This is a genomic window from Pseudomonas anatoliensis, from assembly GCF_017976235.1.
Lineage (GTDB): Bacteria > Pseudomonadota > Gammaproteobacteria > Pseudomonadales > Pseudomonadaceae > Aquipseudomonas > Aquipseudomonas anatoliensis.
Genome location: NZ_JACVHC010000010.1, coordinates 71,351 through 84,805, shown reverse-complemented (window position 1 = coordinate 84,805; position 13,455 = coordinate 71,351). Strand labels below are relative to the sequence as shown.

The 13,455-nt window shown below is 57.3% G+C and carries 11 protein-coding genes and 1 pseudogene; 4 read left to right on the top strand and 8 right to left on the bottom strand.

All coding sequences use genetic code 11. The features are described 5' to 3' along the window. From ICA16_RS27055 to ICA16_RS27030, 6 genes and pseudogenes are all read right to left on the bottom strand, one after another. Window positions 1–2,296: Ig-like domain-containing protein (locus ICA16_RS27055; protein ID WP_210702079.1), on the bottom strand; the 2,296-nt coding region annotated here is incomplete at its 3' end. A gap of 309 nt (window positions 2,297–2,605) precedes the next feature. Next, a complete protein-coding gene (locus ICA16_RS28270; RefSeq protein WP_228734232.1) occupies window positions 2,606–2,923 on the bottom strand; it encodes a hypothetical protein in 318 nt (105 codons plus the stop codon). A 586-nt stretch (window positions 2,924–3,509) separates the two neighbouring features. Next, window positions 3,510–3,842 (bottom strand): phage holin family protein, encoded by a 333-nt coding sequence (locus ICA16_RS27045; protein WP_093099977.1) that lies wholly within the window; start codon window positions 3,840–3,842, stop codon window positions 3,510–3,512. 529 nt (window positions 3,843–4,371) lie between these two features. Next, window positions 4,372–4,731 (bottom strand): PA0613 family protein, encoded by a 360-nt coding sequence (locus tag ICA16_RS27040; protein ID WP_210702078.1) that lies wholly within the window; start codon window positions 4,729–4,731, stop codon window positions 4,372–4,374. Continuing rightward, window positions 4,724–5,065 (bottom strand): annotated as a pseudogene (locus tag ICA16_RS27035) (VapE domain-containing protein); the annotation flags it as partial. The pseudogene ICA16_RS27035 and the gene ICA16_RS27040, both read right to left, overlap by 8 nt. A 148-nt stretch (window positions 5,066–5,213) precedes the next feature. Continuing rightward, on the bottom strand, window positions 5,214–6,380 hold the full coding sequence (locus tag ICA16_RS27030; RefSeq protein ID WP_210702077.1) for an MFS transporter: 1,167 nt from the start codon (window positions 6,378–6,380) through the stop codon (window positions 5,214–5,216). 94 nt (window positions 6,381–6,474) lie between these two features. On the opposite strand from ICA16_RS27030, the gene ICA16_RS27025 reads away from it, so the two are divergent. After that, the gene (locus tag ICA16_RS27025; protein ID WP_150603207.1) at window positions 6,475–7,368 is read left to right on the top strand and encodes a LysR family transcriptional regulator; all 894 of its coding nucleotides are present in this window, start codon (window positions 6,475–6,477) and stop codon (window positions 7,366–7,368) included. A gap of 66 nt (window positions 7,369–7,434) precedes the next feature. On the opposite strand, the gene ICA16_RS27020 is transcribed toward ICA16_RS27025, so the two are convergent. Further along, window positions 7,435–8,631 (bottom strand): MFS transporter, encoded by a 1,197-nt coding sequence (locus ICA16_RS27020; protein ID WP_210554651.1) that lies wholly within the window; start codon window positions 8,629–8,631, stop codon window positions 7,435–7,437. A 362-nt stretch (window positions 8,632–8,993) separates the two neighbouring features. Here ICA16_RS27020 and ICA16_RS27015 point away from each other — a divergent pair, with 362 nt between their 5' ends. Then, window positions 8,994–9,953 carry an EamA family transporter gene (locus ICA16_RS27015; RefSeq protein ID WP_210702076.1) on the top strand — a complete coding sequence of 320 codons (960 nt, stop codon included), beginning with the start codon at window positions 8,994–8,996 and terminating at the stop codon, window positions 9,951–9,953. Window positions 9,954–9,975: 22 nt separating this feature from the next. On the opposite strand, the gene ICA16_RS27010 is transcribed toward ICA16_RS27015, so the two are convergent. Next, window positions 9,976–10,950: an NAD-dependent epimerase/dehydratase family protein gene (locus tag ICA16_RS27010; RefSeq protein ID WP_210702075.1), complete on the bottom strand. Its 975-nt coding sequence runs from the start codon at window positions 10,948–10,950 to the stop codon at window positions 9,976–9,978. A 761-nt stretch (window positions 10,951–11,711) separates the two neighbouring features. Here ICA16_RS27010 and rfaH point away from each other — a divergent pair. Together rfaH and ICA16_RS27000 are read left to right on the top strand one after the other, a co-directional pair. Further along, window positions 11,712–12,230, top strand: a complete 519-nt coding sequence (gene rfaH, locus ICA16_RS27005; protein ID WP_150591668.1) for a transcription/translation regulatory transformer protein RfaH — start codon at window positions 11,712–11,714, stop codon at window positions 12,228–12,230. Window positions 12,231–12,284: 54 nt separating this feature from the next. Beyond that, window positions 12,285–13,445, top strand: a complete 1,161-nt coding sequence (locus tag ICA16_RS27000; RefSeq protein ID WP_210702074.1) for an outer membrane beta-barrel protein — start codon at window positions 12,285–12,287, stop codon at window positions 13,443–13,445. Window positions 13,446–13,455: the final 10 nt, after the last annotated feature.

The window sequence follows — 13,455 nt, the reverse complement described above, 5'->3', positions numbered from 1 at the left end:
TGTAAACGGACACGATGGCCCCCGCTTCCGCTGTACCTTCCACAGTCGGACGAGCATCGTCGGTCACCGCGTTCTTTTGCAGTTCGCCGGTAATCGCGCCCACGTCATCTTTCACCGCAGTGATGGCTGGCGCCGCAGGTGCGCCATCAGCGGTCACGATCAGCGCAAACTTATCGGACATTTCACTGACGTTGCCTGCTCTGTCGAATGCTGCAACGCTCAGGTTATGGCCACCGCTGCTCAACGGTGTATTGGGAGTAAATGTCCACTCGCCTTTATCATCCACCGGCGCACGGCCGATTTCGACATTCTTGTCGTAAATGATTACGGTGCCATTGGCTTCAGCTTTACCACTAAGGGTTGGCTTGCTGTCGTCGGTGACATCACCGGAAGTCAGGTTACCTTGCACATCACCCTGATCGTCATACACCGACTCGATGCTCGGCTTGTCAGGTGCGGTGGTATCGACGTTCACTACATAAGGATCGGACTCCGCAGAGCTATTCCCAGCAGGATCAGTGATAACTACGGTAAAACCGTGCTCACCGTCTTCCAAGGCTTGTTCTGGTGTGAATGACCATTGTCCCTTATCATCAGCTACCGTTTCACCGATGACACTACCATTGTCAATGATGATCACCGTAGCACCTGGTTCGCTAGAGCCGCCCAAGGTGGGCTGGTTGTCATCAGTAGTATCACCATCCTTGATTGGACCGATAATTGGACCAACATCATCAATGGCACTCTCTACACCTAGATTGATCGGTGCGGTAGTGTCAACGTTAATTACCCATGGATCAGACGGTGCAGAGCTGTTACCTGCAGGATCAGTGTAAATCACTGTCATGCTGTGCTCACCCTCAGTCAAATCAGTAGCCGGGGTAAAAGCCCACTCTCCTTTTTCATCGACTACAACTTTGCCGATTTCTTTGCCGTTGTCTATGACTGTGACGGTATCACCAGGATCACCTTTGCCGATAAGCGTCGGCGTCGAGTCATCAGTAACGCCACCGTTAGTGATTGACCCTTGAATTACTCCTACATCGTCCAGTACATCGCTAATGCCATGACCGTCACCGCCAAGCTCTGGTTTTTCAGGAGCTAACGTATCAATAGTGATGACATAAGGAGGGGATAGCAGTCCAATGTTACCTGCTGCATCAGTAGCGTGTGCAGTAAACACGTACTCACCGTCAGCCAAAGCACTAGGTGTGAACTGCCAATAACCATCGGCGTCAACCCTTACGGTGCCCAGCAACTGTCCGTGATTGAATATCGAAACTAGACTGCCAGCTTCCGCACGACCATTGAGTGTAGGCGTTGAGTCATCTGTCTCGCCATTGTTGGCAATCACGCCGACCTTCTCGCCAACATCATCAGTGATGCTATCGATAATTACTTGGGAGGGGGCCTTGGTATCGACTACCAAGTCAAAACCTTCCGATGGCTCGCCTCCTTTTGGCGGCACGACAACAATCAAATGCTGGCCGTCTTCGAGAGGGATGTCGGGAGTGAATTCCCAGTTACCATTCTCGTCTACAATCACTGTTCCGATTTCTTTGCCGTTATCTTTGACCTTCAGCTCAGACCCTGGGTCTCCGGTACCACTAAACGTAGGAGTCGTGTCGTCTGTAGTTTCACCCGGCAAAAGGATGCCCTGCTTATCGCCGACGTTGTCGGTGACATTACCAATCTCTGGCTGCTGCCCAGATACTGGATCGATTTGCGCAACATGGTCGTGCTTACTGGAGCCGCCTTTATCGCGCGAAGCGGCGACGCCGACACCAACAAGACCCAACGCTCCCAAACCAAGCAAACTCGGCACCAAGAAGCCCGCCCCGGCCATCGCCACTAGATCATGCCCGAAGCCCTTGAGCCCTTCAACGCCTAGAACCTGAGGCGAAGCTACATCTTCCATTAGGAATGCAACTTCGTGATCGTGCTCAGCATCGGATGCAACATAAGGGTAGTAGGTGCCGTTTTCAGCCATACCGACAACCTGACCTGAGGTGTCATAAAAGCCTTCAATAATCAGCTGCGGCTGATCAAGCTCAGTGCCCTCCAGACTCAGGTACAAGTCTTTACCAACACGCTTTACGGTGATGTTTTCCGGAGCAAAGTCTGTTTCTCCTTCGACGAGAATATACTTGCCACCTTCAACTGCTTTGATTCGGAGTGGCTCACCATGCGTCGAGGCTCGAAGCTCCTGCGCCTGAATGATCGTCTTGCGATCTACCACTGCAATGCTCACTACATTACGAGTCACGTGCCCTACCTTCATTTCGTCAGGTTGCATTCAATGTCGTCGTTGCGACATGCTTTTAAGCCAACCAGAACCTACCGTTCGTAAACGGAGTCCGTGGGAAATGAGAATTCTCTTTAAGACACTTACCTCGTGATATGAGACCTGTCTGATTTGCTGACGGTAAATGAGTGAAAACCGGCCACAGACGTGCTGGAGGATTTGAGGTTTTTTTCTGAAAAACGCTTCCAGGATTCCAATGATTGAAACCTCCATAAGCTGTCGCTCTTCCGTCCCGAACATCGGTGCGGGGCAAGAATCGCTTTGCGCTACATACCCAACCACACCGTGGCGCGTTGTTGATTACTCCAAAGACATCCCGAAGTCGTCGCGGGATATCTCGGTTGCCTCATTGAGCCGTTGGCGCTCAATCTCCCATGGGGCCGACAAGGCAGCTAACTGGGGCGCCAATTGCGGCGAAAGGGTTATCAACAAATGATTGAGCGAACGTGCCGCTTCACAAACAGCCTTCTGCACGAAACTGATATCCACGAGTTCTCCCTGCGCTTTTCGAAGTTCGACCTCTGCCATATGCGCCAGGTAATGCTCGCGATGTGCACATGCCTTTTGAAAGCCAACAGACTGCCCCTGGGCTAGATCCACAAGCGACGGCGCAGCCATGGTAGTAGGCTCGGATTGCACTGCGACTTGGCTGTAAACATCACGCTGCAGCCGCTCCTGTTGGTGGCGAGCGGCGACGGCAGCCTTGCTTGGGTCGGCGGTATGGCGGATCAACGCTTCGGTGGCCGGAACATCGACCTGCTTGCGAATGGGGAGACAGGACCTGCCGGCCGGTTTCCTTACGCCCGGTCAGGTAGGTTGGTGATCGTCCGATGTGCGCGGCGAAGGCGCTTTTGAATAGGTACGTGACTGCGTTCATAAGCCCTCCTTTTCAGCGGCTTTTCAATGAATCCTTTCAAGATTTCAATGATTGAAATTTCAGTAAGCTGGCGGGCCTCCCGCTAACACGATCCCGCGGGTTTCCGACCCCGTACCCTTCGAAAGTCCCCAGGGTCCCCGGCGGTTTTCTGCCCGGGCCGGTCGGTCGACTCGACATCCGAGTGCCATGCCCTACCCCATCCCTTTGGAAAGACGGACATCCCTGCAAAGGTTCCAGCTAGAGAGATTCCGCGAGTTCGATAACCCGTGTAGGGGGCGGCGCTCGGGGAGGACCCGTGAAATCTGCGCCCCGTCCGGCCTCCCCGGCTCAAGCCTTCGGCTCGGCCTCACTCAGGTCCAGCCGCTTGGCGACCCAGCGTTCGTACAAGCCGATGGCAACATCCGCGCCCGCCATTGCGGTCAGGCAACCCAAGGCGCCCGCTGTCCAGATCGACAGGCCCGCGCCGAACAGCAACATCATCGCTGACACGCCGCACACGATGCAGGCACCGGACCGAAGTGCGAGGCGGCGCAGTAACGCCCAGCCTCGTGCCCCATCCTTGTCGGCGCGCCACATCTCGCCGGAGACACCGCCAACCAGGGACAGGGCAATCACCATCCAGATCGGCATCTCTGCCAGTGCCTGTTGCTCGTTCGTCATTGCCCTGCCCCTTAAACAAAAAGACCCGGCGCAATGGCCGGGTCAGGTGGTGGGTGGCCTGCCGCGCTTTGCGGTCGCACCCATCGAAGATGGCCCCTTTTTACAGGTCGATTCTGGTGGCAGCAAGACCGTTTTAATGCCATCCGGTGAATGTGTGGGCGACGCCCGGTGAACGGCTGGCGAATGTCGGTGAATATCTATCCCGGCTGTCTTTTGCTTTTCTGGCGTCCCATACGTCCCACCTCTCTAAAACAAGGTAGGACGTCTGAAAGCCCCGCAGATTGGGGCTTTGCCCCACCGTCCTACTTTTATCTCTCCTTTCTCGTGTATAGAGAGAGTATTTAAAAACACGCGTGCGCGTGAACACGCGCATTGATGCCCGCTACGCATACACGGGCGGGAGGTATGAAAAAGGTGGGACGGTGGGACAGCCCAGCAACGACGCGGCCTGCGCCCGTCCCACCACCGCAAAAAGCGGTGGGACGGAGGCAGGCCGGTGGGACGGCGCGAGCCAGAGTAATGCCCACGATCAAGCCGCTTCCCCCAGGAGGAAGTGCTCGACCACAATGTGAGCGTCATGCAGGCGCTGGTAGTAGAGGTTGCGTGTGCAGCCACTCTCAGCCAGACGCGCAGCCAAAGGCGCATCAGGCTGGAAGTAATGCACTTGCACCACCGTCATCAACTCGGGATCGAGGCGTTTCTTGACGATGCGCTCGATGTCCAGGGAGGCCTCCAGCGGCACTCTGCTCCCGCGCCTTCCGCGCACAAGCTGGCCACCGCTTTCCATCATCATCGCGACCATGTTGCCGCCCGAGTAACCGGCGGCGACCTCATCGCTGTGCAGCTCCTGCGCCCATTGCTTGAGGGCCATATCGATTGCCTTAATCATCGAAGCACGGCTCCTCGAACTCAGGTTGTTCCAGCGCAGGCGCCCTGCCCCAACCCTCCGGTTTCTTGTACGCCCATGGCCGCTGGCCGCTCTTGCTCAAGGCGCCCAAACGGAAACGTCGCCAGCCCAGTCGATGCAAGATCGCACCCACGCGCATCTGCTCCGGTTTGCCCCAATGACCGGGATCGAGCTTGAGCGCCTGACTCATCACCTCACTGCCGGTGGTGGTCTCGCCGATCTGCGATTCTTCGAGCCAGGTCAGGATTGGCGTTTCCCATTCGTCCACCACAAAGCGTTCGTCCTGTTCCTCGCTGAACATCGGCGCTTCCTCTCGAGCCCTGACTATTCAGGGCTTTGTCGTTTCTGGCTTTCAGGAATTTGGCTTTTCTCTTTATAGGTCGTTCCGCATCTTTTCGGCCATTTCCGCAACCCCACCCGTCCCGCCACTCATCGAAGGTAACGAATCACTCCCCTCCTCTTCGTCACACCACTGCTGCTTCAATCGTTCTTGAGCGCCAGACAAAAGCTAGCACCATCAGTAGCCCCAGGCCCGCCATTGCCGCTCCGGCCAAGGAAATCGCCGGATAACCCAGACCTGCATTGATCACCGCTCCGCCCAGCACTGCGCCTATCGCGTTGCCGAAGTTAAAAGCTCCGATGTTCACCGCCGAGGCCAGATTGGGTGCGTCCTTCGCGGCTTCCATGACACGCATCTGTAGCGGCGGGACCAAGGCAAAGCTGGCGATACCCCAAATCAGGATGGCTACGGCAGCCGGCAGTGGCCAACGCATCAGTACGGTGAACGCCAACAAGACGATGATAAGCACGCTCAGCGAGATGATCAGCGTGCGATCTATTGAGCGGTCAGCAGCCTTGCCGCCCCACATGTTGCCCAGCGTCAGCCCGACACCGAATAACACCAGCATGGCGGTGATGAAGGCGGTGGATGCATGGGTCTCGCTGCTGAGGATCGGCGCGATGTAGGTGAAAACTGTGAACATGGCACTCGAGCCGACTACGGTCAGGGCCAGCGCGCCCAGCACCGGGCCGCGCCCCAATACCCGAATCTCCGCCATTACACCGAGGCTTTGCGGCGCCTTCAGGTTAGGAAGTGCGAACCACAACGCGGCCATGGTCAACACACCCAACCCGGTAATGCCCCAGAAAGCAGTGCGCCAACCGAACAGTTCGCCAAACCAGGCGGCCAGCGGCACACCGCCGATAGTTGCCAGAGTCAGGCCCATGAACATCGCCGCTACTGCCCCGGCACGTTTTTCCGGGGCAACCACGCTGGCAGCGACGATGGAGCCAACGCCAAAAAATGCACCATGGTTCAGTGAGGTCACCACCCTGGCGACCATGAGACTGTAGTAATCGGTGGCCAGGGCTGACATCAGATTACCCAGGGTGAAAATCGCCATGAGCCCGATCAGCAGATAGCGCCGGGGAATCCTGCCGGTGGTCAGGGTCATCAGCGGTGCGCCGATCAGTACGCCCAGCGCATAAGCACTGACCAGCAAACCGGCGGCGGGAATGGAAACGCCCAGATCCGCAGCGATTCCCGGCAACATGCCCATGGGGGCGAATTCTGTTACGCCGATGCCAAAGGCACCGATGGCGAGCGCGACGAGTGGTGGATTGATACGCATGGAAAGCTCCTTATCTATGCCGCTAATGCTACGATCCCGTCTTTTCAGGCGGTAGATAGCATTTTTGGCAATCACCTTTGCGTAGGAGGCACAAGTGGATTTCAACGGCAGGTCAGGTGAGATGAGCGTGTTCACCACCGTGGCGCAGGAAGGCAGCCTGTCGGCCGCCGCGCGTGCACTGGGCCTGACGCCCTCGGCAGTCAGTCGGATCATCGCGCGCACCGAGCAACGTCTTGGCACTCGCCTGCTGTTGCGCACCACGCGAGCGATCACCTTCACTGCCGAGGGCGAAGCGTTCCTGCGCGGCGCCCGGCGCATCCTGGCCGACATGGACGAGGTCGAAGAAGCCATCGCCGACCAAGGCGTACCCAGAGGGCGATTGCGGGTCAGTGCCGCCCTTGGTCATGGGCGGCTCGCCATCGTTCCCTTGGTCGCAGCATTCAGCGCCCGTTACCCCAACATCGTCGTCGACCTCACGCTCGGCGACGAAGTGGTCGACATTCTCGGCGGGCAGGCCGACGTCGCGATCCGCTTTGGTCATCTGCCCGACAGCCCGCTGACCGCGCGCAGGATCGGCAACACCGGCCAGGTGGTGGTGGCATCGCCCGAGTATTTGCAGCGCCATGGCACCCCCCAGGAACCGGAAGACCTGCTACAGCACAATTGCCTGCGCTTTAACTTCAGGCGAGCCGAACCCAACTGGCCGTTCATCCGCGATGGTGAAGAGTTTGCTTTGAAGGTCAGTGGCAACATCGAATGCAGCAGTGGTGAAGCACTGGCACAACTCGCGCGGGTCGGTGCCGGCATTGCACGTATCGGCGAGTTCAGCGTGACCGAAGATTTACAGCGCGGCGACCTGATTGCGCTGTTGAAAGCATGGAACCCCGGGGACCAGGAACCGATTCATGCGGTGTTCGTCGGTGGGGCGGCAATGCCGGCGCGGGTGCGATTGTTCGTGGACTTCTTGCTGGAACATCACCGGATGTAGGCACTTACGTTCACGACTGCCGAGATACCCGCGCCGCGGTCGATAGCGTCGCGGGACTAGCCAATGTCAGGCCGTCACGTTCGACTCGGCAACATCAACCTCAGTCGCACTGCGCCCCGCCAGCCAGGCAAGCGCAGACGCGGTAACCAACACGGCTGCACTGAGCTCGAACGTGGCTTTATATCCGCTCAGATCAAACGCCAACCCGCCAACGATTGCCCCGCCTGCGATAGCCAATTGGACAATGGCTACCAGCATGCCGCCTCCAGCTTCCGCATCATCGGGAAGCGTTTGCGCCAGCCATGTCCACCATCCAACGGGAGCGGCCGTAGCGACCAGCCCCCATAGACCGAGCAATACCGCGGTCAGCCACGGCGATGCGCCGAAGTTCACTAAAGCCAGCGCGATGGCAGCCATGATCAGAGGGATAACCGTCAGCGTGCGGTAGAGGCTATTGCGGATGAATTTCTCGATCAGAAAGGTTCCGATCAAACCTGAAAGTCCCAACCCCAGCAGCATGAAAGACAATGTCGAGACGCTGACACCGGTCACCCCCTCAAGAAACGGGCGCAGGTAAGTGAACAGCATGAACTGCCCCATGAAAAATACACTGACGGCGACCATTCCCACTGCAACCGGCAACTGCTTCATCAGCTGCAGGGCGTTGCCGCTGCCTGTTGGGCGCTCGGTCTTGAAGGACGGAAGACTGATCATCAGCCACACGGCCGCCAGTGCTGCGACAGGAACAACACAGAAAAATGCGCCGCGCCAGCCTATCAGCGAACCCAGGAAGGCACCCGCCGGGGCGGCGATTACCGTCGCAAGAGCATTACCGCCGTTGACGATGGCCATCGCTCGGGAGACTTGATTTGCCGGCACCAGACGCATTGCGGTTGCCGCCGACAATGACCAGAAGCCGCCGATGGCGATGCCGATCAAGGCACGCCCAGCCATGAATGACGGGTAGCCCGGCGCGAGCGCGACGATCGTGCCGGACACGATCATCAGCAAGGTGAGGCACAGCAGCAACTTCTTGCGTTCGACGCGCGCGGCGATCGATGCAATCACCAGGCTGGTGATCAACGCAAAGGCACCGGACACGGAAATACCCTGCCCTGCCTGGCCTTCAGTGATGTGCAGGTCTGCCGCAATAGGCGTCAGCAGACTAACGGGCATGAATTCTGAAGAGACCAAGGCGAATGCGGCCAACGACATGGCCAGCACAGCGCTCCAGCCGCGTTTTTCTGTAGAAGGGAAAGTCATGGGAATTACCTGTGGTGCAAGCAGCGTGTTGATGTGATGCGCAGGGGTTCAAGCGGTTTGTCGAGCGCACGAGCACTCCCCTGTAACAGATCGACACATTCTCCCGGTCAATCGGCTCGGGCCCTAGTGCATTCCTCTTGAATGCTTGCCTATTCCTATGAGGATGCAGGGTGATGTGCTGCAGTGATCTTCCACCAGCATTTGCGCCACTCCACCGGTATGAGCCCCAGTAGAAAAGTGGCACCGACGCCGCACGCCTTGCCCGACCTATCCAATTGCGGTACAAAACGCCCCAGTTGTACGACAACATAATAAAAACCCGCACGCCATCCCGAATGGCCGAGCACTGTTCGAGATCTGCCATGCCCCGCCCTGACCTTGTACACACTGCACCGACGCCCTTTCCCCGCCATCTCGCCGTAATCATTCTTCTGTGCATGGGCTGTGCGTTCGCCGGCAACCATGTGGCGGCGCGGGTCGCTTTTGATGATGGCGCGGGGGTGTTGCTGGCGATTTTGCTGCGTTCGGGAGGGACTTTACTGGTGCTCGCCATTCTGGTGCTGTGGCAACGACAAAGTCTGCGCTTGCCCGCAGGTGCCTGGCGCTGGCAATTACTGCTGGGGCTGCTGATTACCGCGCAAAGCCTGTGTTTGTATTCAGCCGTCGCTCGAGTTCCGGTAGCGCTGGCTCTGTTGGTGGCCAACGTTTTTCCCATCCTGCTGGCGTTGCTCACCTGGGCGATGGGTGGCCCGAGACCGACCGCACGCACTGCTTCGCTGATGGGTTTGATTCTGGTGGGGCTGGTATTTGTACTGGACGTGCCCGGACGTCTTTCGTCGACGGCCAGCGTCGGCCCGGAATGGGGGCTGGGCGTCGCGCTCGCGTTCTGCGCCGCCAGCGTGTTCGCCTGCGCGCTATGGATCACCGACCACAAGTTGTCTCAGGTACGTGGCTCGGCGCGCAGTCTGTTGACCATTTTTATCGTCTTCAGCAGCATTAATCTGGCGGGACTGACCGGCGCCTTCCCAAGCGGACTGAACCTGCCCGCGACCTCCACCGGATGGCTGGCTCTCGCCACGCTTGTGGTGTTATACGGCACCGGTTTTATCGTACTGTTCATTTCGGTGCCTCGGCTGGACATGCCACGCAATGCGCCGGTCATGAACATCGAGCCGTTGGCGACTTTGTTGATGGGCTGGATTGTCCTGGATCAAATGCTCAGTACCGGGCAGGTTTTCGGCGGGGTGATTGTGGTCACCGGCATCGTATTGCTGACTTATCGCAGATCGGTTATCAAGGCTGAAGCCAAAGCTGTGGTGTGATCACTGGCTCGCTCTACCTCGCTCAAACCCGATAATAAGTCCGATACCACTGCACAAAAGCCGCCACTCCGATATCAACCGACACTTGGGGGCTGAAGTCGATGCACCCGCCAAGCGCCGAAACATCGGCCCAGGTCTTGACCACATCACCTTCTTGCAGCGGCAGATAATTGCGCTGGGCCTCGATGCCCAGCGCCCGCTCCAGACACTCGATAAACGCCAGCAGCGCGACCGGACTGCCGCGGCCGATATTGAACAACCGATTGGCGCCGCGCCCTTGCGTGCCCTCAGGGGGCTTGCTCAACAAGCGCTGGATCGACTCGACAATGTCGTCGATGTAGGTGAAATCCCGGGCCATTTGCCCCTCGTTGTAGATATCAATGGGGCGCCCCTCGATCATCGCCTGGGTAAACTTGAACAGCGCCATGTCGGGCCGCCCCCAAGGCCCGTACACCGTGAAAAAACGCAGCCCGGTGGCGCGCAAGCCATAGAGATGGCAGTAGCTGTAAGCCAGCAATTCATTGGCGCGTTTGGTCGCCGCGTAGAGTGAAACCGGCTGCTCGACCGGGTCGTCTTCGTGGAACGGCATCTTATGATTGGCGCCGTACACCGAACTGCTCGACGCGTAGATCAGGTGCTCTGGAGGAAACTGCCGACAGGCTTCAAGCACGTTCAGAAAACCCACCAGATTCGATTGCCCGTAGACGTCCGGTTGATCCAGCGAATACCTGACACCGGCCTGCGCTGCCAAGTGAACGACGTATTCAAAACGATGCTGTTCGAATAAGGCCATCAGCGCAGGTTTGTCGACGATGTCCATTTCGTGAAATTCAAAGCCTGGCAAAGATTGCAATGCGGCGAGTCGCGCCTGTTTGAGCGTGACGTCATAGTAGGCATTGAGGTTATCGATCCCGACAACTTCAATTCCCCCTTCAATCAAACGCTTAACAGTGTGGTAGCCAATAAACCCGGTAGCACCGGTCACGAGAATAGTCATGGCAATGCTTCCCCTTTAATACTTGGTTTGTGAGCGACTCAGCGATCAAAACAAACAATGGCGATTCTTTGACGCCACTAATCCATGCAACGGTACCGCAAGTGCCAACTACTGGAAGTTGTGAGGTTATAGCAGAGTTGATAGCGAGGCTTCAAAACTTCATGCAAACCACAGAAAAGCTACAATTGGGTTATTTCACCCACTAACGGGGAAAGCATTGTTAGTAACTAAACCGACTTGACAAGCCCCTGCAATCGAACGCGACCGCGCATAATCGAAAAAGTTTTGCGCAATTCTGAAAATTTAAAACCATATATAAAACATAGACTTGAACAAAACGAAAAATACCGATGGATAAATGGCGCTTTTTTTGACTGTTAGTATTTGACAGCCGATCATGACTGGCCGATAACTATTCCCTGCCTGACTTGCCTACGCCGGAACCTTGCAGGTCTTCCACCGTTAGTTGCCAGGCGACTATCTAAAAAACATTTCAAAAAGGTTGCATGTGCAAACCGTGCGGTAGCTTTGCCCAAACGAAAATTACCGCGTTTTGCACCGAAGACAGCCCGATCCACAACTAGAGCACGACCCGAGTGATTCATTTCTGAAACACTTACCCTGCCAATAAAAACATGTAACGCATCTGGCTTCGCCATCTTGGCCTTGATCAGCCTACTAGCTACCAGCAAGCATGAATACGCACTGAAGTGTGTGCGTTCGGCATGCTTACACTTTCGCTATGTATGGAGTATTCCAGCATGCTAACGAGTCGCCGCAGCGGTTCTAACTGGTATTTATTGCAGTGCAAACCTCGCCAGGATGAGCGGGCGCAATTCAATCTGCTTCAACAGGGTTACGCCACCTTTCGGCCTGAGCTGATGAGTAGTCGCATCGTGCGGGGCAAACGGCACAACGTTATCGAATCGTTGTTCCCGGGTTACCTGTTCATTCAGCTCAGCGCTGATGACAACTGGGGCCCGATCCGCTCCACCCGTGGCGTCAGCCGCATCGTCGAATTCAATCATGTGCCCGCCATCGTCCACGATCAGGTGATCGAACACCTGCGCGAGCGCAGTGCAACGTCGCTTGAATCCCCCACTCCCAACGCGCTCGAACCCGGTGAAATCTTGCACATCGTTCAAGGTTCGCTGGAGCCGCTTGAAGGTGTCTACCTGTCATCGCTGGGTGCTGAACGCGTGATGATTCTGTTGCAGTTTCTTAACCGGCAACAGCCTGTCCGCGTACCGCTGAGCCTGCTTGAGCGACAACGACAGTAACGCCCGCAATCCCCCTCAGCCATACGCCGATACCCACTTTGCGGACCAAGAACCATGGCCCTGAATTCCCGCTGCCCCGCTGCCCTGCTCTTGGCCTTTCTGTACCCCGAAGTGGCCTGGTGCCTGGAGCCACAAGCGATCAATGTCTACGGCTTCGACTTCATCCCGAAGTTCGGCTTGTCGGAAAGCTACGACGATAACTTTCGTGAGCTTGAACACAATGTTCAATCGACGATGGTCACTCGGCTGGCGCCCTACTTCGAGCTCAAGGCCGAGGATCGCAACAGTGCGACGCGGCTGATCTGGGAGCCCACGCGCTACATCTATCACCAGGATGACGATGCCTCGAACACCGCCCAGCGCGTGCGCGCCGACAGCATCATGGAGTTCACTGACCGCCATCGGCTGAAACTCGAAGCTGAAGCGCGCAAGTACGAGCGCACGACCTCAACAGCTGTCGACGGCATCAACGACAAGATCGAAAGTACCCGAGTCAACGGCGTGTACACCTTCGGCGCGAAAACTGCCGCCAATCAAATCGACCTCGGCGCCAGTTATGCGCAACTGCGCTACGACAATGCCGACGGCATCAACGACGACAAAGAGCGCAACACCAGCGGCTTTTCCAGCATCTGGTATCACCGCCTCGGCAGCAACACCCGCGGCCTGCTCGAATACGACCACACCCGGTTCGATTATCTGCAATCGGGCAGCACCCGCAGCAGCCGTTCCAATGCGTTGCTGGGCGGAGCCGAGTGGGACATGAGCGCCCGTACCACCGGCAAGCTCAAGCTCGGTTATGAACGCAAGAATTTCGACGAAAGCGGCGCCAGCGACCTGAGCAATCCCACCTGGCAAGTGGATCTGCAATGGAAACCGCGCACCTATTCAACCTTCACCTTCCTTGCCCGCCAGGCCATGGCTGAAGGTGACGACGGCGCTGACGCCGTGAAGTCGACCTTCACCCAGGTCGGCTGGCGCCACGGCTGGACGGAACGCATCACCACCGTGGCGCAGGCCGGCATGGGCCGCTACGACTACGAGGGTCAGTCGCGCAGCGACAACCTTCAGGACTACAACCTGGCGGTGATCTACAAGATGCGCCGCTGGCTGGATATCGAACTCGGTTATCGCTTTCGCGATAACGACTCGGACGCCGACAACGAGAGCTTCACCCGCAACGTCTTCCAGATCAGTTTCGACGTCAGTCTCTAAGAGGCCAGGC

Coding starts and splice junctions, on each gene's coding strand:
- ICA16_RS27010 (WP_210702075.1), bottom strand. CDS start 10,950: ATGACTATTCTCGTGACCGGTGCTACCGGGTTTATTGGCTACCACACT.
- ICA16_RS27040 (WP_210702078.1), bottom strand. CDS start 4,731: ATGATTAAGGCAATCGATATGGCCCTCAAGCAATGGGCGCAGGAGCTG.
- ICA16_RS27015 (WP_210702076.1), top strand. CDS start 8,994: ATGCCCCGCCCTGACCTTGTACACACTGCACCGACGCCCTTTCCCCGC.
- ICA16_RS27000 (WP_210702074.1), top strand. CDS start 12,285: ATGGCCCTGAATTCCCGCTGCCCCGCTGCCCTGCTCTTGGCCTTTCTG.
- rfaH (WP_150591668.1), top strand. CDS start 11,712: ATGCTAACGAGTCGCCGCAGCGGTTCTAACTGGTATTTATTGCAGTGC.
- ICA16_RS27030 (WP_210702077.1), bottom strand. CDS start 6,380: ATGCGTATCAATCCACCACTCGTCGCGCTCGCCATCGGTGCCTTTGGC.
- ICA16_RS28270 (WP_228734232.1), bottom strand. CDS start 2,923: ATGGCTGCGCCGTCGCTTGTGGATCTAGCCCAGGGGCAGTCTGTTGGC.
- ICA16_RS27045 (WP_093099977.1), bottom strand. CDS start 3,842: ATGACGAACGAGCAACAGGCACTGGCAGAGATGCCGATCTGGATGGTG.
- ICA16_RS27020 (WP_210554651.1), bottom strand. CDS start 8,631: ATGACTTTCCCTTCTACAGAAAAACGCGGCTGGAGCGCTGTGCTGGCC.